The 26,977-nt window shown below is 42.1% G+C and carries 27 protein-coding genes; 23 read left to right on the top strand and 4 right to left on the bottom strand.

Features of this window, described 5'->3' with window-relative positions; translation table 11 throughout:
* Positions 1 to 26 precede the first annotated feature (26 nt).
* The 8 genes from KME09_06430 to KME09_06465 all read left to right on the top strand — a co-directional run bounded on the left by KME09_06430 (position 27) and on the right by KME09_06465 (position 7,838).
* On the top strand, positions 27 to 1,310 hold the full coding sequence (locus KME09_06430) for an O-antigen ligase family protein (GenBank protein ID MBW4533558.1): 1,284 nt from the start codon (positions 27 to 29) through the stop codon (positions 1,308 to 1,310).
* An 85-nt stretch (positions 1,311 to 1,395) separates the two neighbouring features.
* Positions 1,396 to 2,112, top strand: coding sequence for a response regulator transcription factor (locus tag KME09_06435; GenBank protein MBW4533559.1), 717 nt, complete (start codon positions 1,396 to 1,398; stop codon positions 2,110 to 2,112).
* A gap of 760 nt (positions 2,113 to 2,872) precedes the next feature.
* Complete coding sequence (locus tag KME09_06440; GenBank protein ID MBW4533560.1) at positions 2,873 to 3,124, top strand: hypothetical protein; 252 nt, start codon at positions 2,873 to 2,875, stop codon at positions 3,122 to 3,124.
* A gap of 82 nt (positions 3,125 to 3,206) precedes the next feature.
* A complete protein-coding gene (locus KME09_06445; GenBank protein ID MBW4533561.1) occupies positions 3,207 to 3,410 on the top strand; it encodes a hypothetical protein in 204 nt (67 codons plus the stop codon).
* Between the two features lies 1 nt (position 3,411).
* Complete coding sequence (locus KME09_06450) at positions 3,412 to 3,663, top strand: hypothetical protein (GenBank protein MBW4533562.1); 252 nt, start codon at positions 3,412 to 3,414, stop codon at positions 3,661 to 3,663.
* A 152-nt stretch (positions 3,664 to 3,815) separates the two neighbouring features.
* Positions 3,816 to 6,224, top strand: coding sequence for a bile acid beta-glucosidase (locus KME09_06455; protein MBW4533563.1), 2,409 nt, complete (start codon positions 3,816 to 3,818; stop codon positions 6,222 to 6,224).
* 119 nt (positions 6,225 to 6,343) lie between these two features.
* Positions 6,344 to 7,405, top strand: coding sequence for a pentapeptide repeat-containing protein (locus tag KME09_06460; protein MBW4533564.1), 1,062 nt, complete (start codon positions 6,344 to 6,346; stop codon positions 7,403 to 7,405).
* A 196-nt stretch (positions 7,406 to 7,601) separates the two neighbouring features.
* Complete coding sequence (locus tag KME09_06465; GenBank protein ID MBW4533565.1) at positions 7,602 to 7,838, top strand: hypothetical protein; 237 nt, start codon at positions 7,602 to 7,604, stop codon at positions 7,836 to 7,838.
* 117 nt (positions 7,839 to 7,955) lie between these two features.
* Here KME09_06465 and KME09_06470 read toward each other — a convergent pair whose 3' ends face one another.
* A complete protein-coding gene (locus KME09_06470) occupies positions 7,956 to 8,174 on the bottom strand; it encodes a type II toxin-antitoxin system HicB family antitoxin (GenBank protein ID MBW4533566.1) in 219 nt (72 codons plus the stop codon).
* A gap of 4 nt (positions 8,175 to 8,178) precedes the next feature.
* Positions 8,179 to 8,370, bottom strand: coding sequence for a type II toxin-antitoxin system HicA family toxin (locus KME09_06475; GenBank protein MBW4533567.1), 192 nt, complete (start codon positions 8,368 to 8,370; stop codon positions 8,179 to 8,181).
* 46 nt (positions 8,371 to 8,416) lie between these two features.
* Here KME09_06475 and KME09_06480 point away from each other — a divergent pair, with 46 nt between their 5' ends.
* The 14 genes from KME09_06480 (at position 8,417) to KME09_06545 (ending at position 21,615) form a co-directional block, all read left to right on the top strand.
* On the top strand, positions 8,417 to 8,626 hold the full coding sequence (locus KME09_06480) for a hypothetical protein (protein MBW4533568.1): 210 nt from the start codon (positions 8,417 to 8,419) through the stop codon (positions 8,624 to 8,626).
* A gap of 238 nt (positions 8,627 to 8,864) precedes the next feature.
* Entirely contained in the window at positions 8,865 to 9,584 is a 720-nt protein-coding gene (locus KME09_06485) for a 2Fe-2S iron-sulfur cluster binding domain-containing protein (protein MBW4533569.1), read from the top strand.
* Positions 9,581 to 10,576, top strand: a complete 996-nt coding sequence (locus KME09_06490) for a xanthine dehydrogenase family protein subunit M (protein MBW4533570.1) — start codon at positions 9,581 to 9,583, stop codon at positions 10,574 to 10,576. Before KME09_06485 ends, KME09_06490 begins: the two co-directional genes overlap by 4 nt.
* A complete protein-coding gene (locus KME09_06495) occupies positions 10,573 to 12,693 on the top strand; it encodes a xanthine dehydrogenase family protein molybdopterin-binding subunit (protein MBW4533571.1) in 2,121 nt (706 codons plus the stop codon). The genes KME09_06490 and KME09_06495 overlap by 4 nt, the downstream gene beginning before the upstream one ends.
* Entirely contained in the window at positions 12,690 to 13,805 is a 1,116-nt protein-coding gene (locus KME09_06500; protein MBW4533572.1) for an XdhC family protein, read from the top strand. Before KME09_06495 ends, KME09_06500 begins: the two co-directional genes overlap by 4 nt.
* Positions 13,806 to 14,014: 209 nt before the next feature.
* Positions 14,015 to 14,629, top strand: a complete 615-nt coding sequence (locus KME09_06505) for a nucleotidyltransferase family protein (protein MBW4533573.1) — start codon at positions 14,015 to 14,017, stop codon at positions 14,627 to 14,629.
* A gap of 683 nt (positions 14,630 to 15,312) precedes the next feature.
* Positions 15,313 to 16,032, top strand: coding sequence for a 4-vinyl reductase (locus KME09_06510; GenBank protein MBW4533574.1), 720 nt, complete (start codon positions 15,313 to 15,315; stop codon positions 16,030 to 16,032).
* Positions 16,029 to 16,421: a hypothetical protein gene (locus tag KME09_06515; GenBank protein MBW4533575.1), complete on the top strand. Its 393-nt coding sequence runs from the start codon at positions 16,029 to 16,031 to the stop codon at positions 16,419 to 16,421. The genes KME09_06510 and KME09_06515 overlap by 4 nt, the downstream gene beginning before the upstream one ends.
* A 30-nt stretch (positions 16,422 to 16,451) precedes the next feature.
* A complete protein-coding gene (locus tag KME09_06520) occupies positions 16,452 to 16,934 on the top strand; it encodes a phycobilisome protein (GenBank protein ID MBW4533576.1) in 483 nt (160 codons plus the stop codon).
* A 41-nt stretch (positions 16,935 to 16,975) separates the two neighbouring features.
* Complete coding sequence (locus KME09_06525) at positions 16,976 to 17,662, top strand: 4-vinyl reductase (GenBank protein MBW4533577.1); 687 nt, start codon at positions 16,976 to 16,978, stop codon at positions 17,660 to 17,662.
* A gap of 33 nt (positions 17,663 to 17,695) precedes the next feature.
* Positions 17,696 to 18,178, top strand: coding sequence for a (2Fe-2S)-binding protein (locus KME09_06530; protein MBW4533578.1), 483 nt, complete (start codon positions 17,696 to 17,698; stop codon positions 18,176 to 18,178).
* Positions 18,179 to 18,199: 21 nt separating this feature from the next.
* Complete coding sequence (locus tag KME09_06535; protein MBW4533579.1) at positions 18,200 to 18,670, top strand: allophycocyanin; 471 nt, start codon at positions 18,200 to 18,202, stop codon at positions 18,668 to 18,670.
* 52 nt (positions 18,671 to 18,722) lie between these two features.
* A complete protein-coding gene (locus KME09_06540) occupies positions 18,723 to 19,607 on the top strand; it encodes a hypothetical protein (GenBank protein MBW4533580.1) in 885 nt (294 codons plus the stop codon).
* A 238-nt stretch (positions 19,608 to 19,845) separates the two neighbouring features.
* On the top strand, positions 19,846 to 21,615 hold the full coding sequence (locus KME09_06545; protein MBW4533581.1) for a serine/threonine protein kinase: 1,770 nt from the start codon (positions 19,846 to 19,848) through the stop codon (positions 21,613 to 21,615).
* A 317-nt stretch (positions 21,616 to 21,932) separates the two neighbouring features.
* Here the strand turns inward: KME09_06545 and KME09_06550 are convergent, their stop codons facing one another.
* Positions 21,933 to 22,721, bottom strand: coding sequence for a DNA/RNA non-specific endonuclease (locus KME09_06550; protein ID MBW4533582.1), 789 nt, complete (start codon positions 22,719 to 22,721; stop codon positions 21,933 to 21,935).
* Between the two features lie 186 nt (positions 22,722 to 22,907).
* On the opposite strand from KME09_06550, the gene KME09_06555 reads away from it, so the two are divergent.
* Positions 22,908 to 23,558: a hypothetical protein gene (locus tag KME09_06555; GenBank protein ID MBW4533583.1), complete on the top strand. Its 651-nt coding sequence runs from the start codon at positions 22,908 to 22,910 to the stop codon at positions 23,556 to 23,558.
* A gap of 180 nt (positions 23,559 to 23,738) precedes the next feature.
* On the opposite strand, the gene pruA is transcribed toward KME09_06555, so the two are convergent.
* Positions 23,739 to 26,729, bottom strand: coding sequence for an L-glutamate gamma-semialdehyde dehydrogenase (pruA, locus tag KME09_06560; protein ID MBW4533584.1), 2,991 nt, complete (start codon positions 26,727 to 26,729; stop codon positions 23,739 to 23,741).
* Positions 26,730 to 26,977 lie beyond the last annotated feature (248 nt).

Here is a 26,977-nt window from a genome sequence, read left to right on the forward strand (position 1 = left end):
GCTCTAAGCTTTTAGTTCGTAATAAAATGTGGTTGAGCAAATTAAAAAATACGAATAATTGGATCTGGCGCTGGTTTTGTGTTAGCGTCCTTTTTTTTCCTCTATTTCCTGCCTTGGGAGCATTAGGATTAGTAGTTGTTTTAGCCCTAATTTGGCGAAATAGCTATGCTCAAATTCTTCGCAGTTCTCTTAATCGAGCATTTGGCATATTAGCTGGTTTATTAATTCTTAGTGCAGCACTAGCAGAATACCCTCAAGAAGCAGGGTTAGGGTTGGCTAATTTTCTGCCTTATTTCGCCTTATTTATGGCGCTTAGGTGTTTGATTACCGAACCGAGACAACTTCGTATCTTATCCTGGCTATTAATACTTCCTTCCTTACCGATAGTGGTGCTGGGTTTGGGACAACTTTTCCTGGCTTGGGATACAATCGCGCTAATTGAATCTATTTTTGGCTGGCAGTTAGTTCCCTTGGGAGTTCCTCCAGGCAGAATGTCATCCGTGTTTAATTACACTAACTTTCTGGCAATTTATCTGGCGATCGCTTTTACCCTAACATTAGGACTATGGTGGTCAATGTGGCGACAAAAATCAACTAACTTAAGCAATCAACGTCTATTTTCTCTAGGCTTACTAATGTTAATTTTATTAGCCGATCTTAGTGGCTTAATTTTGACTAGTTCTCGCAATGCTTGGGGATTAGCTGTATTTAGCTTTATGGCTTATGCCCTATACTTTGGGTGGAAATTGTTGATCTGGGGCGTTACTGGCGCTGCTACGGCTATTATATGGGCTTCTTTCGCCCCCAATCTCGGCGGGATGCAGTTACGTCAGATAGTACCCAGTTTTATTTGGATCAGACTATCAGATCGGGCATATGAGCGTCCTGTAGAAACTCTGCGACTTACTCAATGGCAATTTTGCTGGGATTTAATTACAGATCGTCCTGTTTTTGGTTGGGGACTCCGTAACTTTACACCCCTTTATGAAGCCAAAATGAATCTCTGGCTAGGACATCCCCACAATTTATTTTTAATGTTTGGTGCAGAAGCAGGAATGATCTCTTTGCTATTATTTTTAGTAATTATTGCCGTCATTATGTTTCCAGCCGCCAAGCTATTCTTAACTTGTTCGGGTCAAGAATATGACCTGATTCTATTTAGCTATTTACTGGCTTTTACCGCCTACATTCTTTTCAACCTAACAGACGTTAGCATCTTTGATTTGCGCGTGAATACTATCGCCTGGATCTTACTAGCAGCAATCAGTGGCGTAACTAATTCTCAATTAAGCAAACCTGAAATTAACTAGTTGAGATTAAAGGTAATATTTTTTTTACAGCCATACTAGTAAAGTTATTACAATTATCAACTGTCCATTACTAAATCTGACCCTGATGGAAATTCTAATTATTGAGGACGAAGAGGAAATCGCTCAATTAATTGAACAAACTCTTACCAAAGAAAGTTTTTCCTGTCGTATTGCCAACGATGGATTGACGGCATTAGCTATTTTTGAGCAGCAACAGCCTGATGTTGTTATTCTCGACCTTATGCTGCCTGGTTTAGATGGACTAGAAGTCTGTACCCGTATCCGCCAGCAGCCTTATAATAAAGATCCCTACATCATGATGCTGACTGCTAGAGGAGAAGAAATTGACCGAGTTATTGGACTTTCCACAGGAGCTGATGACTATTTAGTCAAGCCTTTTAGTCCCAGAGAATTAGTTGCTAGAGTTCGTGCCTTATTAAGACGCAGCCTACGCCACGAGGTGTCAGAAGATAACTCGCAAAATTATCGCACTAAACATTTTACTGTCGATTTAGATCAGCATGTAGCAACTAGAAAGTTGGACTCCCAAACCCCAGAAGAATTAGACCTGACAACTTTAGAATTCAATCTCCTTTCGACCTTTCTCAGCTATCCTGGACGAGTTTGGAGTCGCACCCAGCTAATCGATCGACTTTGGGGTAATGATTTCTTTGGTGATGAACGAGTTGTCGATACCCATATCAGAAGACTGCGGAAGAAAATCGAGCCAGATTCAGCAAATCCCACCTTTGTTAAAACCGTGGTTGGTGTTGGCTACAAGTTTGAAGATGATCATGTGTAAAATGATTACAGTAGACAAATCGATTTTATCGCTACTTTACGTAGTTAATTTTTTTAGCTATTAATAATCAAAAATAGTTTTTTTTAAACCTAATTGGTATCAAAAAACCTTTGATACTAAATCCGTTTCGTATAGATTACTTAAAAAATAAAGTCATAAGTGTTTATTAATCTCCCAGTCCTCTATTCTCCTAGTCAGCTTAAATAAATAACTTCTGTCAATCGGATTTAGTATGATTGCCAAATTGTTGCCATTGATACTCTAATTTTTTTAGAAAAAACTAATATCTATACAGGATTGTTTACTGTGAAATATATAAAAGAAGATTATCAATGAGCGCTCACTTTTAAAGTTTCTACTGATGTATCTGCCAAAATAAGTAACTTGATTACTTAAAAGTAAGAGTTGTCAAAATAGTCAAAATAGTCTAATGCGTCCTTAAATCCAGCCCTAATGGGAAATTTCTGTGGCGAATCAAAGAAAAGTAGGGTAATTCTGAAGACAGGGAAGTTCTGTAGGCGGGTTTCTCGTCGCAGGAAACTGTCCGTTTTTATTATAAAAACCCTTCTAGAAAAATTGTCTAAAGATTATAAAATGTATGATTTAGTATATAAAATGTATGATTTAGTACAAGAATTACTAAAAATTAAATGCTGTTATTTTAAAGTTACTAATAATATTCAACTTTTGATAGAGAACTTTTAAAAAATATTTTTTTAAGATGACAACAAATCCAAAAAATTAGGCTCAAAATTTGAATATGAAAGAGATGTGTTGGCTACCATGCAAAGGAAAACAATCGCATATTGCACTTCATTTGAGGGAATATCCCTATGAATCTTGGAAAGTTTACACAGCTTCTCCTCATGCCGTACCAGACCACAAAGTACCTGGAGGTTCAAAAGGTTGGGCAACTTTTCAAAAACTACGCCAAAATGGTTGGATTTTAATTAGTAGTGAGCGTGCTAAATTACCTACTTCATTAGCAATAGCAAGCCACCAACGTAATTAAATTTTCAAGCAAAAAATTACAGTGTTTGGCTAGTCCTGAAGTCTGGAAAACTCTGGTAAAAATTTAACTAAGTATTAACTAAATGAAGGAAAAGAAAAATCTGGAGAACTTTCCTCAAACTTTGAAAAAAGGTATTTGGATATTAGGTACAACTTCTTGGATGTTTGGAATTAGCGATCGCAGTATTGCATCCTTAGCGGATAGCTATATTTCCGCTATAGATTTGATTCAGCTATTTACGGCTTCGTTTTTCTTTGTTAGTTGGCTATTTTTAAAGCCCGAATAATATGAGTAGTAATCGTTTATCAAACAAACCTAAATTTACCCCTCATCAAACAGTGGGCTTTATCGGAGGTATGGGTAAAATTAAAAGTATTCAACAGCAAGATAGTCGTTGGGTTTATACAATCGAAATGAATATGGGAGCAGAACCCGATTTTGGCAGAGTAGGGGCGGAGACAACTATTGTTTTAGCAGAACAAGATATTCGCTGGGTGCATCTGTTTTTAGCAGAACAAGAGATGCACCCTATCCACTGAGCAAAATTTCTCCTTATTTCTCATTTAAGCTTGGTTATTAATTGGTTGAATAAGCTGATTGGGCAAAAATTGATGATTTATCTAGAGATGTTCTGGTTAATCTATAATTTTGCTGTTATCCTGAATCTTGCTTTAACCAGTTATTTGAGCATATGACCAACCAACAGCCAATTCAGATTCCTCATTGTACCTGGCAACGTTCTATCGGTAAAGGATGGGATCATCCCTACACGGTACGCTACGCTAGTAATCTGGATGATGGCCCTTGGCATGGAATGCCCTTGGGCGGGATGGGTGCAGGATGTATTGGTAGATCGAGTAAAGGAGATTTTAATCTCTGGCATTTGGATGGGGGAGAGCATATTTTTCAGTCTCTTCCCGCCTGTCAGTTTAGTGTGTTTGAACAAACAGCATCAGCTACTCAGGCTTATGCTTTAAGTACAGAAGCACCAAAGGATAATACCTTATCTCGTTGGTCATGGTATCCCACTGAGGGCGGAACTTACAGCGCGTTATATCCCCGCAGTTGGTTTGAGTATCAAGGAGTCTTTGCAGCAGACATTACCTGTGAGCAATTTTCACCCATTTGGGCGGAGAACTATCAAGAGTCTAGTTATCCGATAATTAATTTTGATTGGACGGTACACAACCCTACAGATCGGCCCATCACCTTAAGTATCATGCTGACATGGCAAAATACTGTCGGCTGGTTTACTAACGCCATTAAATCGCCGACGATTAAAGTGCGAGATGATGGTAGTCCTGAATATGAATATCAACCTAAGTGGCGGGATAGCACAGGTAATTATAACGAGTGGATTCAAGATAATTATCGGGTGGGCTATTTGATGAATCGGGTGAAGCCTGATGAAGATGTCCAAGAAGGAGATGGGCAAATTGCGATCGCCTCAATTTATAATCCTAGTGTCGAAGTATTTTATCTCAGCCGTTGGAATCCCGATGGTGACGGAGGGGAAGTTTGGGATAACTTTGCCGCAGATGGCTCATTACCCGACTTACAGAATGAAACTCCTGCCGATCCTGGAGAACAAATTGCCTGTGCGATCGCAATTCGGTTTACAGTTAAACCAGGTCAAACTAAGAAAATTCCTTTTACTCTAGCTTGGGATTTACCCATCACTGAATTTAAGCAGGGGGTTAACTACTACCGTCGCTACACGGACTTTTTTGGGCGGAATGGCAAGAATGCCTGGAGTATGGTGCGGACTTCCCTCAAGCATAGTGATCTGTGGCGCGAAAAGATTGAGGCTTGGCAACAACCGATTCTGCAACGGGACGATTTACCCAACTGGTTTAAGATGGCGCTGTTTAACGAGCTATACTTACTGGCTGATGGTGGTACTCTCTGGACTGCTGCCACAGAAAACGATCCCGTAGGACAGTTTGGAGTTTTAGAATGCCTGGACTATCGCTGGTATGAAAGCCTAGACGTGCGCCTATATGGTTCATTTGGCTTGATGATGCTGTGGCCAAAACTCGATAAATCCGTCTTAGAAGCCTTTGCCAGAGCAATTCCCCACCATGATGATACCCCGCGTATTGTGGGTTACGATCGCTCTAGCGCCATCAGAAAAGAAGCTGGCGCAACTCCTCACGATCTTGGCGCACCCAATGAGCATCCGTGGCAGGAATCTAACTATACTTCCTATCAAGACTGTAACCAGTGGAAAGACTTACCCAGTGATTTCGTGTTGCAGGTATATCGTGACTATCTGCTGACGGGAGAAAACGATCCCGATTTTCTCTGGGAATGTTGGGACAGCATTACTCTGACTCTGGCATATCTCAAAAAATTCGACCGTGACAATGATGGCATCCCCGAAAACTCTGGCGCACCAGATCAAACCTTTGACGACTGGAAACTACGAGGTATAAGCGCCTACTGTGGTGGACTTTGGATTGCAGCACTCGAAGCAGCAATTAAGATCGCTCAGATTTTACTAGCTACTCCTCCAACTAATCCTCAGTTACAGCCAGAAAATTTCCCGACAAGTATGCAAAATACTTTGGATACTTATCATAGCTGGTTGCAACAATCGCGATCGCTTTATCATGATGCTCTCTGGAATGGTGAATACTATCGTCTCGATACTGAAAGTGGCTCAAATGTAGTCATGGCAGATCAACTCTGTGGGCAATTCTACGCTCGTTTACTCGGTTTACCCGACGTGGTAGAAGAGCAATATACTATATCTACCCTGAATAAAATCTATGATGCCTGTTTCCTGAAATTCCATGATGGTAAATATGGTGCAGCTAACGGTGTGTTGCCTGATGGTAGTGCTGTTAATCCCAAGGATACCCATCCTTTAGAAGTCTGGACAGGAATCAACTTTGGTTTGGCTGCCTTTATGCTGCAAATGGATATGAAAGAAGAGGCTTTTAAGTTAACGGAAACTGTAGTGAAGCAAGTGTATGAAAATGGTTTGCAGTTTAGAACTCCTGAAGCGATTACTGCGGTGGGGACTTTTAGAGCAAGTCATTATTTGAGAGCGATGGCTATTTGGGGGATTTATGGGGTTTTGAGTGATTGGAAGTAGGAGTTTCGCGCCAAGACGCAGAGACGCAAAGGATTTAATCACTTATAAGAAAATGGAACAAACAGATATTGATGATTATCCCTGTAAAACTATTTATGTGCGTTTAAGTCGAATTTAAAATGCCATTGAAAATTTTAATTACTATTTTCCTAATATTTCCTCTTCTTTCAGGATGTCAGGCGATATTCTTAGACTGTACAAGTAAGCAAACTACCAAACCAAGACATCTCAAACGTTTACTTAAGACTAAAAAGTGTACTAATTGCTATTTAGGCGATGCCGATTTACGGGGTGCAGATTTAAAAGGTGCAGATCTGTCTGGATCTTATTTAGTCAAAGCGGTTTTAGATGATGCCGATTTAAGGAATGCTAATCTCAGTAATACTCAATTGAGTTGGTACGATATGAATACTGGTGCTGGAGAAAATGGTTATATTGGGCCACCTACTAGTTGTCAAGTAGATATGTCAGCTTCTCTTAAAAGAGTAAATCTAAGCGGTGCAAACTTGAGAAACGCTAATTTGAGAGATGTTGAGTTGCAAGGATCAAACCTACAAGATGCTAATTTATCAGATACTGATCTATCTCAGGCACAATACAGTAAAGCAGGAATGTTTGAGAAGGAAAGCATAGACAATGGAGATACAAATTTTCCCCCTCAGTTTGAACCATCAAAAGCAGATATGATTCGAGTTGGGGAATATCCTCTAGATTTTAGTAAAGTAGACATCAAAACTGTAGATTTAAGAGGTAAGGTTATTTACAAAGAAAACTTTGACGGTCGAGATTTGAGTGGGCTAAATTTTGTGGGTGCAAAATTAATCGAAGTTTCTTTTGAAAACGCCAACCTAAATAACACTAACTTCGGCGGTGCAGAATTTTTCAGAGTATCTCTAAAAAAAGCTCAACTATTTAAAGCTAGTTTATCGAGTGCAAATCTATCGCAAATAGACTTACAAAAAGCGAATCTTAGCTATGCCAATCTCACCCACGCTAATTTACAGAGAGCTAATTTACAAGAAGCGAACCTCAGCCATTCGCGATTAGGTCTAGCAAATTTTCAACAGGCAAATCTGTTAGATGCAACCCTTCCTGATTTGAGTATAAATTACGACAAGCCGAGAATGTTCAAAGGTGCGATTATGCCTGACGGTTCAATTTATCAAGAAGATACTGAATAATATAATTAAGCTACAAATTTTAGCGAATGGATGTTTTATTAAATAAACTGGCTTGTTTTGTTTGGTTAAACGTTAGCAAGAGCGAGCTTTATACAAACAAATCAACACGGTACAAAATCATGATAAATTCTGAGGTTGCGATCGCGCTAAATTAAAGTCGTAGTAAAAAAAAAGCGATCGCCTTAAAATAAACAAAATGACATTACAAGAAGTTCTCACACTAGCCAAACAACTAACTCCCCTAGATAAAGCGCGTTTAATTCAACAACTTACTCCAGACTTAGAGAAAGAATTAGAACAACAAAAACCGCACCCTAAAAGATCATTACTAGGTTTATGTGCTGATTTAGGCACTGCACCATCGGCAGAAGAGATCGATCTTACTCGCAGTGAGATCTGGAATAGTTTTCCCAGAGATATGATAGCTGGTTAGAACAGGCGCGATCGCAAAGCCAATGCTGTTACTCTAAAAATATTACTATTTATATTATAAAAGCTTTAAAAAACTATCTAAATTTATGTTTTGCTTGCTTAAGATTTCTTTTATAGTTCAAGCTGATATTTTCGCTTCTACATATTCAATAGAACTATTGGGTTGAGGAATTGATTCCCCATCTTCTTGCAAGCCTTCTAAATGAAATTCTATGGCTTCTTGAATTAAGGTTTTAACCTCTTCTGGTGTGTCTCCAACCGCTACACAACCAGGTAAATCAGGAACATAGGCTCCATAGCTATCTTCGCCCTTCTCAATAATCACTGCATAGCGCATATTACTAGTCCTCTTCTATTTGAGCTTGCTTCCAAATGCTTTTGATTGTGCCAACAGGAATATCCTTACTAAGTTTACCCGATACTGTAACTGTCCCTGGTTTGATTGGATGCTTGAACTGACGATGGCTACCTTTAGTTCTTTTTAGATACCAACCGTCTTGTTCTAACTTTCTAATTGCGTCTCTTACTTTCATAAAAGTATCATAACCAAAGGCGATCGCATCTAATCATCAAACTTTAGTGAGTGGTAGCGATGATGGGGGAATTGGAATGTGGCGATATTTTTTTAAATACTTTTTTAGCGCGATCGCCAATTTCGTAGGTCATTTGATTTCTTATACATGGAGAAACCAAGGCGATCGCAATTTTCAAACTTTAAATTGTAGCGACTGTCTTAAAAGTCAAGGGCGATCACTTTATCATGATGCTCTTTGGAATGAGGAATACTAACGTCTCGATACAGGCAGTGGCTCAATCGAGTCATGGAGATCGCATTAGCTTTTGTCATTTTGGTGTCACAATTCATTCGTAAGATAGATGCAAAATAATTGACAAATTTTCTACCATGCAACAGGAAAAAGCAGGCGTTGCAACTCCAAAGAGAACGCTGACATACTAAAAATCTAGCGAAGTTTTTTCACAAGGCGATCGCTCATAAATTAGCACCTTAGCTCCAAGATAAAAGCAAATGCAAGACGACAAAAAGAGGTGGTGGCAAACATCTCGACGTAATTTTTTGGCAAGAGCGTTGACGGCAGCTGGAGGGGCGATCGCTGCTCCACCGTTGCTTAATGCTGCCCAAGGGAAGGAAGAATCCGTGGTAAATCCCCCAGGGGAAGGGGAAATTCAGGTATCCCTCGATATTAATGGTCAAGAGCAGACCCTCAATATTGAACCGCGTGTAACATTGCTGGACGCCCTACGAGAGAACCTCGGCTTAACGGGGAGTAAAAAAGGTTGCGACCACGGACAATGCGGTGCTTGTACGGTGCTGATTGACGGGCAGCGAGTTTATTCTTGTCTCACCTTAGCTGTGATGCAGGACGGCAAGGAAATTACCACGATTGAAGGACTGGCAAGGGGTGATACTTTACATCCAGTGCAAACAGCTTTTATTGACAATGACGGTTTTCAGTGCGGTTACTGCACCCCTGGACAAATCTGTGCCACCGTTGCCTTACTCGATGAAGTTGAACGCGGTTGTGCTAGTGCTGTTACCGACGATCTCAATAGTCCACCTCAACTGGCGCAATTGTCAGAGTCGGAAGTACGCGAACGATTGAGCGGCAATCTTTGTCGCTGTAGTGCCTATAACGGCATCGTCGCAGCAGTGCAACAAGCAACTGGACAAACTCCACCAGAACCGACGGCGTTAATGTTGGTACAAGATTCGGAAGAAACTGCATGAAAATTTTTACTTATGTTCGGGCTAACTCTACCCAGGATGCAATTCAACGAGCAAGCCAAGAAAAAGGGGCGAACTTTATTGCGGGAGGCACTAATTTAGTCGATCGCCTGAAAGTTTTTCTCGACGAACCCTCGCAATTAATCGATATCTCCCGCTTAGAACTCAACCAAATTGATCGCACTGATGAAGGAGGACTTCGCATCGGGGCATTAGTTAGCAATACAGCAGTTGCCGATTATCCTGAGATTCGCAGTAACTATCCCCTGCTTTCTCGCGCTATTCTTTCAGGTGCATCGCAGCAAATTCGCAATATGGCAACGGTAGGCGGTAATTTAATGCAGCGCACTCGCTGTCCCTACTACTACGACACAGTATTTCCTTGCAATAAAAGACAACCAGGTTCGGGCTGTCCAGCAGCGACGGGAATCAATAAAATGCACGCAATTTTAGGGGCAAGCGAACAGTGTCTGGCGGTTAATCCCTCGGATATGTGCGTGCCTCTGGCTGCTTTAGATGCGGTTGTGGAAGTTGAAGGAGTCAAGGGACGCAGAGAAATCCCTTTTACGGAGTTTCATCGGCTGCCTGGCAATACGCCTCAGTTGGATAACAATCTGGCACCTGGCGAAATCATTACGGCGGTTATTTTGCCCCCCGTCTCCTTTGCCCAATCTGGCGTGTATTTAAAGTTACGCGATCGCGCTTCTTATGCTTTCGCCCTGATTTCGGTTGCAGCTGCCTTAGATATTCAAGACGGAGAGATTCAACAAGCGCGTATGGCACTAGGAGGGGTAGCCCATAAACCCTGGCGATCGCCAGAAGCCGAACAGTTTCTCCAGGGTAAACCAGCCGAGACAGCAACGTTTCAACAGGCAGCCGAGCTTGTTTTACGGGATGCCAAACCTTTGAAATATAACGCTTTTAAAGTAGATATGGCCAAACGTGCCATTCGTCGCGCCCTAACCGTTTCAGCCCAAGGAGGAGGAATTGTATGAACGAGCCATTGAAAACTTCAGTCAGCCGTATCGATGGACGGGCAAAGGTTACGGGTACAGCTGTCTATGCTGCCGAACATCAAATTCAGGGCTTGGTGCATGGCTATTTAGTAACATCGGCGATCGCTAAAGGCAGAATTCGGGCGATCGATACCCGTACCGCCGAACAATCTCCAGGGGTTCTAGCTGTCTTTACTCATCGCAACGCTCCTAAACTCTTTAAACCAACCAACGATTGGAAAACCTCGGTCATTTATGAATCGCGCTTGCCTTTATCCGACGATCGCATTCACTATGCGGGGCAAATTATTGGCTTAGTGGTTGCCGATACCTTCGAGCGATCGCGTCATGCAGCTAACTTGATCGAGGTGGAGTACGACACCGAACTCCCAGTTGTCGAGCCAGAAAAAGCTACTTTTAAAGAAGCTCCTGGGATGATGGGGGAAGAGTTGAAATTTGAGAAGGGTAGCTTTGCTACTGGAAATGTCGAACAGGCTAATGCCAATACAGCTATTGATGCAACTTACTCGACCTCGATGGAACACCATGCGCCAATGGAACCCCATGCCATCATTGCTCAGTGGCGAGGCAACGATGCCGTTACTATTTACGAACCTTCACAGTGGGTACTGGCAGGGCAGCGAACCTATGCAGAAGTGTTGGGCTTGCCAGTAGAGCGCGTCAGGCTCGTCAGCCCTTACATTGGTGGGGCTTTCGGTTGTAAAGCCTTTCCTTGGCCCCACGGATTGCTCTGTGCTGCGGCTGCCAAACAAGTGGGAAAACCCCTCAAAGTCGTCGTGTCTCGCCGTCAAATGACTGCTAATACTGGACAGCGATCGCCAACCGAACAGCGTATTCGCCTGACCGCAACCGCAGATGGAACTTTAACGGCGATCGATCACGAGGCAAAATCCTACACTTCGCCCGCCAATGTGTTTACCGAACCTTGTACTAAAGCTACACCCGTGATGTATGCAACACCAAATATGCGGCTATATCAGGAGTTAGCTGTATTGAATGCAGGAACGCCCACCTTCATGCGCGCACCTGGGGAGACTCCTGGTATGTGGGCATTAGAATCGGCAATGGACGAACTCGCTTGGAAATTGAATGTCGATCCAATTGCTCTGCGACTCAAAAATCTTGCCAAAGACGACCAACGCAAGGGATTGCCGTTTTCCGAGCATCATTTTGCCGATTGTCTCAAGGTGGGGGCAGAACGCTTTGGCTGGCAAGACCGTCCGCAACCTCGCTCTCTTTCCCGTGAAGGTAAACAGGTTGGCTTGGGCATAGCAGCCGCCACGTATCCAGGCCTTCGCGGAGCTGCTTCTGCCAAGGTTCGGCTTTTACCCGATGGTACGGCTCATGTCTTGACGGCGGGAAATGATATGGGAACGGGTTCTTATACCATAGTTGCGATGACAGCATCAGAAGTTCTTGGTTTACCCGTCGAGCAAATTAAGGTGGAGATGGGAGATTCTCGCTTACCCGACGGCGGACTCGCGGGTGGTTCGCAAATGACCGCATCCCTTTTGCCTGCGGTTAAGAGCGCTTGCCAACAACTGCTGCAACAAGCTAAGGCAAACAACGCTCAAGAAGCCATTGCTGCCTTAAATCAATCTGGACGCGCTGCTTGGGAAGCGACGGCTTCTAGCGCCCCTGGACAGGAAGCCAAACAATTTGCTTTTCATTCGTCGGGCGCTCATTTCTGCGAAGTGGCAGTAGATGAAGAGATTGGACGTTTAAAAATTACTCGCTGGCTGTCGGTTATGGATATAGGGCGCGTTATTAATGTGAAAACAGCGGCAAGTCAAGTACGCGGTGGGGTCATTATGGGCATTAGTCACGCCTTGATGGAGGAGGGTGAATTAGACCCAACGATGGGTAATCCAGTAGTCTACGACCTAGCAACCTATCACATTGCCTCTCATGCCGATATTCCCCGCATTGACGTGGCATTTGTCGGCAAACCCGATCGCCAGTTCAATCCAGTAGGCGCTCGCGGGGTCGGGGAGATTGGGATTACAGGCGTAGCGGCTGCTGTTGCCAATGCTGTTTATCACGCCACTGGTAAACGAATTCGCGATTTGCCGATTACACCTAATAAGCTTATATGAATGAATTACCAGCAATTTTGAAACTCTTTGAGGAAAGCCAACAACAAGACGAGACTGCATATTTAGCCACGATTGTTAATACCCAAGGCTCAACCTATCGGCGATCGGGTGCCAAAATGTTGATGACCAATACGGGTCGCATGGTAGGGGCTATTAGTGGCGGTTGCCTAGAAAATGATATCTTCGAGCATACTCGTCAACGGATGCAATCTGGGAAACCAATTGTTGTCACCTACGACACTACGAATAATGAAGATATTGTCTGGGGTTTTGGGATTGGTTGTAATGGTGTAGTTCAGGTTCTCATCGAACGTCTCGATCGCTGTCTTAATCCAATTGTTTTTTTACAAGCATGTTTTAAGAAAAGACAACCAGGCGTTATTGCAACTGTGTTTAGTGTCGAGGGTTCGGTTGAGATGGAGATCGGTGCCAGGGTAATGTTTGCCGATGATGGTTTGATCTCTACTAATATTGAAGCACCCAATTTATTGCAAACCCTCGTCTGTGACATCAAAGCTAGCTTTCAGGCTCGACAGTCAAGCATTCGCAAATATCAATTTCTCTCTGGTAGCGTGGAAGTTTTTATCGAAGTCATTCAACCACCAACGCCGTTAATAATTTTCGGTGCGGGTAGCGATGCCATACCCGTGGCTAATTTTGCTAAAACATTAGGGTGGAATGTGACCGTTGTTGATTGTAGAGCCAGTGAAGCAACACGCGATCGCTTTTCTCTAGCTGACCAGGTTATTCTTACTCGTCGAGACATCATTGACCAACAAGTTCTCGTTGAAACAGACACCGCTGCTGTAGTAATGACCCATAATTACTTTGACGATCTGGAAATTTTGAAAATGCTGTTGCCCTCTCCCGCTCGCTACATTGGAGTTTTAGGGGCAAAAAAGCGGACTGAAGGAATACTTGATAATTTAATTTATACCAAAGACCAGTTAGCAAGATTATATTTTCCGATTGGCATCGATCTGGGTGCAGAAACGCCTCAAGAAATTGCGATCGCGATTATTGCTGAGATTCAAGCTGTTCTCGACCATCGTGCAGCAGGCTTTCTAAAACATCGACAAGCGCCGATTCATCTCCTAACACCGTCAATTTAACTTAAGTAGGTAGGCAAAATAATTGATCAAACCCCTACCCTTAGAGCTATTTGTCCTAAAGGATTCCTAAAGGATTAGCTCCTTCGTCCTAAAGGATACCGCTCCGCATATCGCGTCACCGCTCCGCATATTACTCGTTACTCGTTACTCGTTACTCGTTACTTATTACTCCCTAACCTCATTTCCAATTTAATTACACCCACCTACTTATGCTGTCTTCTAGCCAAAACGCGATCGCTGCCGTTATTCTTGCTGCTGGTGCATCGACGCGGATGGGAACACCGAAACAACTGTTGTTATATCAAGGACAAAGTTTATTAAGAAGGGTGATTGAGACGGCGATCGCTGCCCATTGCAGTCCGATTTTTGTGGTCTTGGGTGCATATAGCGATCAAATTCGCTGTGAGCTAAAAGATCTCCCCGTTCAAGTAGTTGAAAACCCTGAATGGCAAACAGGTATGGGATCGTCAATTCGTCATGGTATTCAGGCACTAATAGAGACAGCTCCTTTTGTTGAAGCTGCGATTCTTCTCCTCTGCGATCAACCCTTCGTATCAGCGTCAACGATTCACCAGTTAGAATCTGTCTATCGTTCCACCAACTATCCCATTATTGCCTCAGCCTACCAAAATACCATTGGTGTTCCAGCGTTATTTCACTCAACGCTATTTTTAGAACTGACTGGCTTGACTCAGGTAGAAGGCGCGAAAAAAGTGATTCAACGCCACATTAATTCTGTTGTTACAGTGGAATTTCCTCAAGGAGCGATCGATCTAGATACTCCTGAAGATTACCAACAGTTTCTAGTAAAGTCTCAAGTTTAAATTGAAGGATAAAGTCTTCTCGATCGAGAGGCTAAAAATAGTTAGGCATTAAGTATTTTTGGGCATTCTAAATAATAAATGAAAATCCAAAATTAACATTTATAGTTTAGAGGATATCTGAAAAGTCTAATTGCTCCGTTTCCAGTGGGTAGATCCCCCTAAATCCATGCCACTTGCTCTACTTGGGGAGACCCCAAGACCGCAGTGGCTCCCCTTTTTAAGGGGGACTTTGATTCCGATTCCCCCCTTGTTAAGGGGAGGCAGCGCGTTGCGGAGGTTTCCTCCGTTGTAGCGACTGCCGTGGGCTAGGGGGGATCTGATAGGGTCTAAGCATAACAGAATTGAGTTCTCAGACATCCTCTTAGTAATACGTTAATCTCCTCATCTCCCTATCTCCCTATCTCCCTATCTCCCTATCTCCCAACATAATTGTAATTACTAACTTTTCTCTGCGTAACGTCAGTAGGTAATTTAATTTATCGTGCATGGAGAAACCAAGGCGATCGCTTTATCATGATCCTCTCGGAAATGGTGAATATTATAGAAATAAAGAGCGCAATTTCACTGAGACTAATTAACATAACTTAACTAGAAGATAGAGATAATTACGGAACTTTTTTTGGTGCTGGGGCAATAGAATCTAATCACAAGTTTAGTGAAAATTTCTACCCACAAAATAATAAATGTCTTTAGCTCAAGTTCAAACGACAGGTACGTCAACAGATCTCAGGTCAGATAAGCATCTACTGAGACAAAAGTATCCCCAAAGACGCTTTCACTATAGTCTCAAAGATTTTTTCTCATTTCAGACTGATACTGGCACGATTGATGATTGGAATGAATCCCGTAATATCTTAGTCAGCGAAAACTTTATTATCGGTTTGATTGCTGGTTTAGAAGAAGAAGTCGGCGATGCTTCTGGGGTTTTAATGTACAACATTGGTCAACAATGGGGTCAAGAAGATGCCAAATTTTTCCGTAGTTGGTTTCTTAAAGAGTATGGCTATGAAGATTTTAGCCAGCTTAATTTAATGTACGTTCTAGAAGCTTGGTGGTGGCCCTTTATCACTCAAGGTTGGGGTAACTGGGAAGTAGACATGAGCGATCAAAAAAATGGCTTTATGTTTATCAATATTTTTGACTCTGCCGTAGCTAGAACTTTAGGTGATGTTGGTAAACCAGTCTGTCACATATATGCAGGTTTGTTTGCAGGTTTCTTTAGTGATTTGATCAATAAAGATCTTGGCTGTATCGAACTTCAGTGCTATGCCATGGGAGAAACTTACTGTAAATTTTTACTGGGTAAAAAAGATCGCATTGATGCAGCATCTTTTTGGCATAACGAAGGGGCAACCGCACGAGATATCCAGAAAAAACTATATAACGGGGAGTATCTCAAGTGAGTACTATTGCTGCTTGGCAATGTTTGAGTGTTAATGAATTTATTAGCCAATGTAACTGGAAAAATATTTCATTTCAAGCACTTACTACATCTGTAGCTCAACGCAAAAATGTCTTGACAGCTTGGCAGTGTTTAACGACTGAAGATTTCTTTGCCTTAAGTAATTGGTCAGGTAAAGTAGCCTCGGTCGATGGTTTAGAGCAATCAGCCAAGCACCAAGTTACTTTTGCTGTGACTTTGACATCGGCTCAGTTTTGGCAGTGCTTCAACTGGTTAGGAGAAAAGGAAATCCCTTCACCACAAAAGGTTGAGCAAATATTAGAACAAACCAAAGAAGCAGTTGCTGCCGTTGAAGAATTTACCCTCAACGATTTATCTCAATTATTCTAATTTATTCTCCGTAGATTTAATTTTATTCCCATGATTACTGAAATTGACTCGTTGATCTATCAAGCAGAAGCTGAGTATTTGACACAAAAGGATTTGGGAATCTTTAAAAGCCAAATCTTATATTTGTCCGAACGATTAAAAATATATGAACAGATTCGCGATCAAGAAACAGAAATTTTTCAACATGTAGTTAATCAAATATTCAATAACTTTCCTGATGAGCCTGAATTGAAAGTTACGCGGGCTGTAAAACATTGGCTGGTGATCCTTCGCTATTGCAGCATGGCGGTTCTATCTAATGATGCACAATATCTTGAGCGGCGAATTTTAGAATGGCTGCCCGAACAGATCGCAGCTCATCAAATGCAGGAGCTAGAACAAAATTTGTATGGCTATTTATACAAGCGTCTCAAAAAGAGTTTGGACAATGACCAATTCTCGATCCTACAGCCATATTTAGAACAGTCTAAAAATGTTTTATTAAGTCAAAAACAAGCCTTAAAGCCTGCATAGACACTTATTGATTACCCCTTGAGGAGAATTATTACTAAATCATGATTAACGTTGCTGATTTAATTTCCGAGTCCCATCTTCCAGGTAACTATTTTGCTCCTACTTCCTATCTACAAGGAGATTTTGAATCTGGTTTAATCGAAAACCGTCAGGGTGGACGTTTGCTGGCTTTACCCGACACCTTAATTAGGGGTCTTTATAGTGGCTTAGCCGCTGAACTTGGTTCTGCCACTGGTTTAGTTCTTTATAACTGCGGTCGTAAATGGGGGAAAAACTTTTTTCGCCGCTTTAGCCAAGAGGTCAGCAGCTATTACCAGCAGCCAGTTGCAACCATGGAAATGATCGAACTTGTCCAATGTTTAAAACAATGCTGGAAAGCTCATGGCTGGGGTCTAATTGAGCCAAATTTTAGCCACTATCAACAGGGGTTTTTAGTCATTCAGGTCACCAACTCTAGCTTTGCTAAGGCGCTCGCGGAGCCTGGACGGAGTCCAATCGCTTCTCCCGATCAACCAGGTTGTTTTATTGAGGCTGGCTTGTTGAGTGCTTTTTTCTCAGAATTATCAGAAACTGACCTGCACTGTGTGCAAACAACCTGCGAGTCTTTGGGGGCAAGTTCTAATTGGTTTATTTTAGGAATTAAAAAAAGGCTGGAATCAGTATCAGGGATGGTAGAGCAGGGACAAACTCATACTGCCATTCTGCAAAGTCTGACGGCAAATCAATAGCGCTCAATCCGAATTATTTAACAAGAAAAGCTCATGGTTAAAACTGTTCGACTAGATCCATTTGGAACGAATACGGCGATCGCCACTAACACTAATTTATTGTCAGTGTTAATGCAAAATGATGTCGAAGTTACTCAAGAATGTGGTGGTAGAGGAATCTGTGCTACTTGCCATGTCTATATTAGGGAAGGGGAAGAGAGTATTTCTCCTGTAACTAAAAGAGAACACCGCACCTTGGGTTCGATCACTAGCTGTAATGTCAACTCTCGTTTAGCTTGTCAGGCAAGGGTCATCGGAGAAGGGGTGATTGTCGAGTTACCCGCAGGGATGTATATCAGCCAAGATGATGATATTGAAGATTTAATTGGTCGCCGAGCGCAGTCTAATCTGCTCCATCCTTTGTCTGGTCAAGTGTTGGTAGAAGAAGGTAAGCTGATTACGCGGTCTGTGATCGCTCAGCTTCAAACAACTCAGAGTCAGGTTAAAGAGTTTTTAAATAAAAGTGAATCTGTATAAAAGTCAAATTAGGTAAATCTTATGTTAAATCAACTAGACCGATTAAGCTTAGAAACAGAAGGTCGTTACGCAACTGAGCAGGAACTACAGTCTCTAAAAAATTTTTTCCCGACCATTAATGCTCGCTTGAGTGCTTATCAAAAACTGCGTGATGCGGAAGCCGAGATCATCGCTAAGTTGGAGGTAAGGATGCGGGAAAAACAACCCAATATTTTTAAAATGGGTGATAAGGACGTAACGCAGATGTATCAAAGAGACACTAAAATGGCGCTAAGGATTTCCTTGGCAGCAATGCTGATTGACGATCTAGATCGTTTACGGGAAAATCTTCTGTTTTGGTATTTAACTATTATTAAGGCGTTTCAATTCCAACATATTATTACTTTAACTTACGCCACCATGCCAGAAATTGTGGAGCAGTTCCTTACCCCTGAAGAATTTGCTGTTGTCAAGCCAATTTTGATCTTAAATCAAACAGTATTAGCTGATTAATTAGTCTTAATTTTATCCCTAAACCTTAGTCTCATTACTTATTTAAATCAACATGAAATCATCTACTCCTAATAAAAATCATTGGTTAGATATTGCCGAAACATCTGCTGTTGTTGGTTCTATCGGCGGGTCGATCACTAGTGTTGTCCTCAAACAATTTTTGTGGGTCACAATTCCGCTTTCTGTGACTGCGGGACTTGCAGTAGTTAACCATCAACGACTCAAGCGAATCATCGCTTCTGAGCAGGCAGCAATGACTGTGTTGATTCAAGACAATCAAGCCAAAGTTAGCCAACTTAAAGAGCAATCAGAAAAGCAGCATTGGGACAACAAAGTTGAGCTGGCTGAATTAAAAAAGGCTAGTGATACAGCGACTACAAAACTAACACGATTAGACCAGCAACAGAAAACAAGTTCGGAGATGACAACGCAAGAGTTGCAGACTCTACAAACTTCGATGGCTCAGCTAGATCATCTGACTCAACAGCTAGAACAAGAACAAAGTCAAAACCGTAAATTGGCTAAAGAGTTGAAAACGATTGAAAAATTTACCCAAATTATCAATAATGACCCTAACTCGGTTGAAGCTCACTATCAAAGAGGCTGTTCTTATCAGCTTACTGGCAGTATCGAACTAGCAGTTGAGGACTTTTCTAAGGTGATCGAATTACGTAACGATCATGCGGAAGCGTATCATCAACGCGGGTTACTCTATTTAGAACTTGCCGATCCCCAAAAGGCAATCATTGATTTGCGTCGGGCATCGCAATATTATATTGGTAAAGGCGACCTAGATAAGTATCGTCAAACTAGAGACCTCAGCCTAGAAATTCACTTTAATCAGTCTGCCGACGCTAACATTAGCGAAACTATTGAACCGAAGAAAAAAGCAGAACAAAAGCTGGAACCAGTGGCGGTCAATAATCTTTTTGGTTAAATTTTGTTGGTTAAGTTGATTAAATATTTTATGGTGCGATCCCGAAGGGTAGGCGCGACGCGGTTGCGAAGCAAGTCCGAAGGACTCAGCTAGTCCTTTAGGGGAGCCTAATCGCTCTCCCAAATCAGACTTGGTACTCAGCAAAACTTTTAATTCATTGATGAGTTTGATTAGTTAGCAGCATAATATGTAACTGAAGAGCATTAGCCAACCATAAATTTAATCTTAAAATTGAAATTTGCTGAGACATCAATCAAACTACAAAATCTTAGATTTAGTTGGTCAAGGACAGTTTGGGAGGGTATTTGCTGCGGTGGAACTCAAGAGCGGTGCTTTAGTCGCGTTGAAAGAGTTAAAAACTAAACAATTATCTACCAGCAGCTTTTTACGAGAATTAACTTTTTTAGTTACTCTCGATCACTTTAATCTAGTTACCTGCAAAGCGTTGGAACACGGACATAATCAGCGCTATATTGTCATGGATTACTGCGAAGGAGGAACTTTACGCAGTTTTTTAAATAATTCTCCTGCCATAAGTTTAAATCAGAGCTTGAAGTTAGTAATTGATATTCTCTCTGGTTTGAAGTATGCTCACGAAAAAGGCATCATTCATCGTGATATTAAGCCTGAGAACATCTTACTAAAAACTAGCGATCGCACCTATACGGCTCACATTGCTGATTTTGGTATTGCTAAACTCAAACAAGAAGCTGATTCACAAAATATCTTAGGTAATACAGGCTCTCCTGCCTATATGGCTCCCGAACAGTTTTATGGAGAATATTCTTATAACTGCGATCTTTATGGAGTCGGGATAATTTTATATGAACTGGTGACAGGAAACCGTCCTTTCTCAGGAATGCCTAAAGAATTGGTGGCAGCACACCTAAGTCAACCAGTGACAATTTCCTTAGATATTCCGCTGTTGTTACGCTTGGCGATCGCTAAATCATTAGAAAAATTGCCCAGCCGTCGCTATCAAACTGCTGCGGAAATGCTGGAATCTCTGGAGTTGGTGCAGGCAATTTTGGAAGTAGATCCCAATCCTCAAACTCCCCTTCAAGTCAAATCTGATTTTAGCGATCTGGTTCCTGTTGCTCAATCTACTCTAGATTATCCAGTGTCCCATTTAGCGAGCGCTGAGGGGCAAGTTTATTTAGTTAGTGGCGATCGCCTTTTAATTCAGCGTAATCTAGATGCTAGTTTGTCTGAAGAAATTTTGGTAGACAGGGAAATAATTTTAAATCAGCCAATCAAAAGCTTACAGTTTAGTTCTACAGGCTGCCTGATCGCCACAACATCTTCAATCTACTATTTAGCTCAAGATAGCGATCTATTACCTCTTGCCACCTTTGAAAGTAATCACGATCGATTCATTGCCACTGTCGATCCTCAAGGATCTTGGCTGGGTATTTCCTCTGGTAGCCAGAATTCAGATAAGTCTGATCTAAAAATTTACAAATTACCTAACTGTAAGTTACAGCGATCGCTAATCAATCATCAAGTTTGCCAGAGTCTGATTGCTTTAGATCGAAAATATGGTTTAGCAATAAGCCAAGTTCAGGCACAAAATACCGAATTTCAGCTTTTTAATCGTCGCGGTAATTTCCTCGCTAATTTTACTGTCCAGATTCAACTTGACTCGGTAATCGATCATCCCCTATTTCCCAATCGTTTATTGGCGACAGAAGTAAATAATTCTGACATGGTGATCCTCATTACTCTAAAAAAATTTAATCTCAAACGAATTGCCCTGGAAATTTCCCCTGCGGTAATTAAACCTTGTCCTCAAGGATATCTAATTAGCGATCGCCAAGGCAAAATGATCTTGCTCGACTCTGATGGAGACTGTATTGGTAGATTTAAAGTACCATTGTCAAGTGAGTTTGAAGTTACAGCGATCGCTGCTTCCACCTCCGAGTTACTAGTAGCCTCTGTTTCTTCATTCTCTTCATCGCGATCGCAGCTACAAAGATTTTCTAGCCAAGAGCTAAGTAGGTGGGTGTAATTAAATTGGAAATGAGGTTAGGGAGTAACAAGTAACGAGTAACGAGTAACGAGTAATATCAAGTATGGATAAACAGTTGAATTAAAACTCGCGCAAAGACGCAGAGGCGTTTATCCCGCTTAGTTTGAGCGCGAGATTCGGCGAATTTATTTCGCCTTGAATAATCGCGCTGTTGGGGCCCTAAAGGACTAGCTTCGCGTCGCAAAGATTTTATCAGAAGTACATAAGCGGACGTGATATAACGAGTAACAAATAGCTCTAAGGGTAGGGGTTTGATCAATTATTTTGCCTACCTACTTATTTATCAAGCACCACAGCTAAACCGCGTCTACATAAATAGTTTTTTCAATCTGACGCTGTATACGTCTAGGCAAAGTGGCAAAAAAGTTATATCCTGTATTTTTTTCTACCCGATCTACCGACACAATATAGTCTTGCCAATCTGTATTTATCACCTCTTCGGAATTAGGAATCCAAACCGCCAGAGTTTTAGCATTCTGGGCTGTGATCTCACTATTCGGCTCATCTAAAATTAAGATTACTTTCCAGGTATATTCAGGAACAACGACTTGACTATCAGCAATTTTCTCGGCAATACCTTCTCCTCCTGCCACTAAATAAAGTTCTTTCCCTTGGAAAGCTAATTCTCGGCTATATTCCTCTAATTCCCGCCAAACTTCGCGATTATTGCTGGGAGACTGGGGAATGATATTAGTCATGACAAAGGTACTCTCATTCTCCAGCACACTACGAGTGCGATCGCCACTGGGAATTAAATGACCGCGATCGTAACCACTTCTGCTGTAGTCACTGGGTCTAACGGCATAGCAATCTGCTGGTAACTCAGTATTGGGCATAAAATTGTCAGAACGTTCGGCACTACCTAGCCAACTGCGATCGAGCTGCCAACTAACCCAATTAGCAACTCCTGTTTTACAGTTGTAAGATAAAGCATATTCAGGCTTGGCGATGAGATAATTATTCTCCCTGCTTTTGGCATTGCTGGGATTACCATATTTGAGATGGACATTATCTGTGACGGTAGTTGAACATCCCGTTAGCAGTAGCAGAGAAATTACGACTGTGAAAGAACACAGGTTTAAAATAATTGATTTTAATTTCACAGCCGTTTTTTAAGATTTTCTGATTAACCACAATTATTAAAATATACCTCTATGTTGCTCCGTTGAGAAAACTAAAGTTTTCAAACGAAATTTATAGTAAGGGTGTGCATATTGATATTAAGTACCGCATCTTAATAGGCAGCAAACACATATTTTGAAGTAAGTATCATGGCTAATATTTCAGGAACTACTAGTAATGACTTTTCTGAAGGAACAGTAGGAAAAGACACTATTAGAGGTGCAGATAATCAGGATTTTCTCATTGGTTTGGATGGGAATGATAGTATTCGGGGCGACGGGGGCAATGATGCTTTGTTTGGCGGGGATGATACGGACATCATTTTGGGAGGTAACGACAACGACCTCTTGGATGGTGGCTTAGGTAATGATACTTTGCGTGGAGGATCGGGAGCTGATCAACTAATTGGGGGTGAAGGTTTAGATTCACTTTTGGGCGAGTCAGGCAATGATACTTTGTACGGCGGCTTAGGCAATGATACCTTGAGCGGATCTTCAGGTGATGATGTTCTGCAAGGTGGCGTTGGTGAAGATGAAATTAATGGTGGTTCTGGCGCTAACAATTTGGTGTATGGTGGGGATGATGCTGACATCTTTGTCTTGAGCAATAGTGGCAACAGCAATATCCTGGATTTTGCAGGCGGTACAGATAAACTCAGCCTAGGAAGTGGTTTAAACTTTGACAGCTTGGAAATTCAAGATAGTGGAGGAGATACTGAAATTATAAATGCTAATGGTGAGGTGATTGCTTTAATCTCCAATATTGCAGCCGCGGACTTAAGCGCTGCCGATTTTGTGTAACAAATCTTCTTTAAGAGGCGATCGCTTGCATTAAAAAAAAGTGCGATAAAAAAGCTTTCAATTCTTAGCGCGAAGATGTGTTGTTGAAAGAACTACCGACCCAGCTTGAATTGAATTTAAGCTGGGTCGGTAATGCGACGCACGACGCGAAGCTTATCCTTTATGACACTTACACCTTGATTATTCCACCCCTTCAATCGGCGCAAAGCCTTGACGCTGAATGTTTTCTGTCACTACACGGGGATCTAAGAATTGTAAAAGATAATCTGGCCCACCTGCTTTGGAACCCACCCCCGACAGCTTAAAGCCGCCAAAGGGTTGTCGGGCGACGATCGCTCCAGTTATGTTTCGGTTGATATAAAGATTACCCACTTCAAAATCGCGGGATGCTTGTTCGATATGCTGGGGGGTACGGGAATATAAACCACCAGTTAGGGCATAGTCTGTACCGTTAGCTATCTCTAAAGCTTGGTCAAAGTTATCTGCCTTCATTACAGCTAAAACAGGGCCAAAGATTTCCTCTTGAGCAATAGTATGGTCTGGATTAACTCCACTAAAGATAGTGGGAGGGATATAGTAGCCACCGTCAGGAGTCGGCATGGTTAAAGCTAATTCACTTTGCTGTTTACCTTGAGCAATGTATTCTAGAATGCGATCGCGCGCAGCTGCATCAATTACCGATCCCATTTGAATGTTCGGATCGTCTGCTGCACCAACGTTTAAAGATTTAGTTGCTTCCACCAGTCTAGCGAGGAAAGCATCATGAACAGGTGCTGCTACAATCACCCGCGAACAGGCGGAACACTTTTGCCCACTGTAGCCGAAGGCCGACTGTACCACTCCAGCGACAGCTTGGTCTAGATCGGCACTCTCATCCACAATAATGGCGTTTTTGCCACCCATTTCGGCAATAACGCGTTTTAGGTGCTTTTGTCCTGGCTTGAGTTGGGCAGCATCGGCATATATTTTACAGCCGACTTCTCTTGAACCCGTAAAAGCAATGACATGGGTGTCTTTGTGTTCGACTAAATATGTGCCAACTTCCGAACCCTTGCCTGGAACATATTGGAATACTCCTGGAGGAATGCCCGCCTCGACTAAAATTTCTGCTAGCTTGGCAGCAATGACGGAAGAAGTGGCGGCAGGTTTTAACAGGGTGCAGTTACCTGTAACTAAGGCAGCAACAGTCATGCCAGTGGCGATCGCAAAAGGGAAGTTCCAGGGGGAAATGACGACAGCAATACCTTTGGGTTGATAGAAGTAGCGGTTATTTTCTCCAGCCAGATCGTAGTTTTTGCCAGATTCTAGCCTTTCCATTTCTGCTGCATAGTAGCGACAGAAATCAATTGCCTCAGAAACTTCCCCATCGGCTTGGGGAATAATTTTACCTACTTCTAAACAGATCCAGGCGTTTAATTCGTGTCGGCGTTCTTCCATTAGATCGCCAGCTTTACGCAGGATATTAGCTCTGGCTGAAGCAGATGTTTTTTTCCAGGACTTAAAAGCTTCTTTTGCTGCTATCATTGCCTGTTCTGCCTGTTCTACAGAAATTTGCCCTACCTTCCCTACTAGTTCACTCGATCTACAAGGATTAACGGAGTCGAGATAATTATCCGCCTCAATATATTCACCGTTAATTAAAGGCTGATAGGTTTTACCTAACTCTTGCTTGACCTGTACTAACGTTTGTTCTGCCTTGAGCCTGGTTGCTAAATTGGCGTAATCGGTATCAGGGGCATAATTGAATGATGTGGTTGTGGAATCAATATATCGATCGTCTAAATCATCAACCATAGGTGGCGCAATTAATTCAGCAATGGGTTTTTCCTGATCATTTTGTCGAATAAAGGAGCTATTTGCCGTATTTTCTAGTAAACGACGGATGAGATAAGCCATGCCTGGTAGTAAATTACCGTAAGGAGAATAGACTCGTACCCGATGACCCCGCTTAACTAACGCTTGAGCTAATTTATCTCCCATGCCGTATAGCACCTGCATTTCAAAGCGACGAGGAGGAATTTTGAGAGTTTCGGCGATCGCACAGGCCAAAGCTTGAGAACGGACATTATGGCTGCCGATAGCTGCATAGAGATATTGATGATTTTCCAATAGCAGTTGGGTCATACGCTCGTAATTGAGATCTGTTGCTGCTTTTTGGTTGTATACAGGCTGTGGCCAATGATTTTGCAGAGATTTAATCGTTTCTTGATCCCAATATGCGCCTTTCACTAGACGTACCGTTAGAGGATGACCCCGTTCTTTGACCCAGTTAATAATCCCCTGTAAATCTTGATAGGAATCTCGCAAATAAGCCTGGAGAGTAATACCTAAGTCTGTCCTACTGCGAAACTCTTCTTCCATCAACAACTCTTTCAGAATTTGGAGAGTCAGATCTTTATAACGATACTGCTCCATGTCAAAATGAATCGCTGCACCGAGTTCCCCTGCTTTGCGTAACAGGATTCTCAAGCGATCGCATACTTTTTCTTTACTTCCCACAGGATTAAGAGGATCGAACTGAGAATAAAAAGCCGTCAGCTTAACGGATACCTGTACCTGAGAAATTTCCTCTCCATCCGCCAGATCGATTCCCTCTTGGCGTTGCCAACTTTGGGCTTTTTGCGTCAGCTGCTCGATTAAATCTAGATAACGCTGAAGATAATCTGCTGCTTCGGCTTCCGTAATGACCGCTTCACCCAAAAGGTCAATCGTATAGGTCATCCCTGATTTACGCAGGCGATCGATCGTCTTAATCACCTCCGTAATATTTGCCCCCGCGATATATTTATAGGCTAGTGTCTCTACTGCCTTAGTGATAGTCGCTGCTGCGGTTTGGGCGGGAAAAGAATCAGGATCGCTAAAGTTAATCATGCCTTTTAAAGCACCTGGTAACTCTACGGCTTCCGCACTCATATATTGCTGAAAATGATTAGCGATCTCAGCCTTACTCTGAAGAGCGGGAATAGCATCAATAAAGCGGAACATCTGCACCCTTAAACCAGGGTTTGCCATTGTCCACTCCAGAACTTTATCGTCCCAGCGCATCTGATCCCGCATTCGATTAAAGATATTATTCTTCGCTCTGGTGCTTTTAATTAAATCGCCCGCAATGGACTGAGTTTGAGATTCGTAACGACGATCTATTTCTACGCGATCTGCTTGAGCTACCACTAGATAAATACTCCTGGATTGAGGTAGAGGATGGAAAATTATATATACCTATATATATTTAAGACATTTATGATCTCGATTGAGCAAAGCGCGATCGCCGATCCCAATCATGTCCAATATGTCCAATATGTCCAATATGTCCAATATGTCCAATATGTCCAATATGTCCAATATGTCCAATATGTCCAATAATTTTAAAACAAGGTGCAAATTTACTGGTACAACCCAGCTTACTAAAAGTTTAGTAA

Source organism: Pleurocapsa minor HA4230-MV1, from assembly GCA_019359095.1.
Lineage (GTDB): Bacteria > Cyanobacteriota > Cyanobacteriia > Cyanobacteriales > Xenococcaceae > Waterburya > Waterburya minor.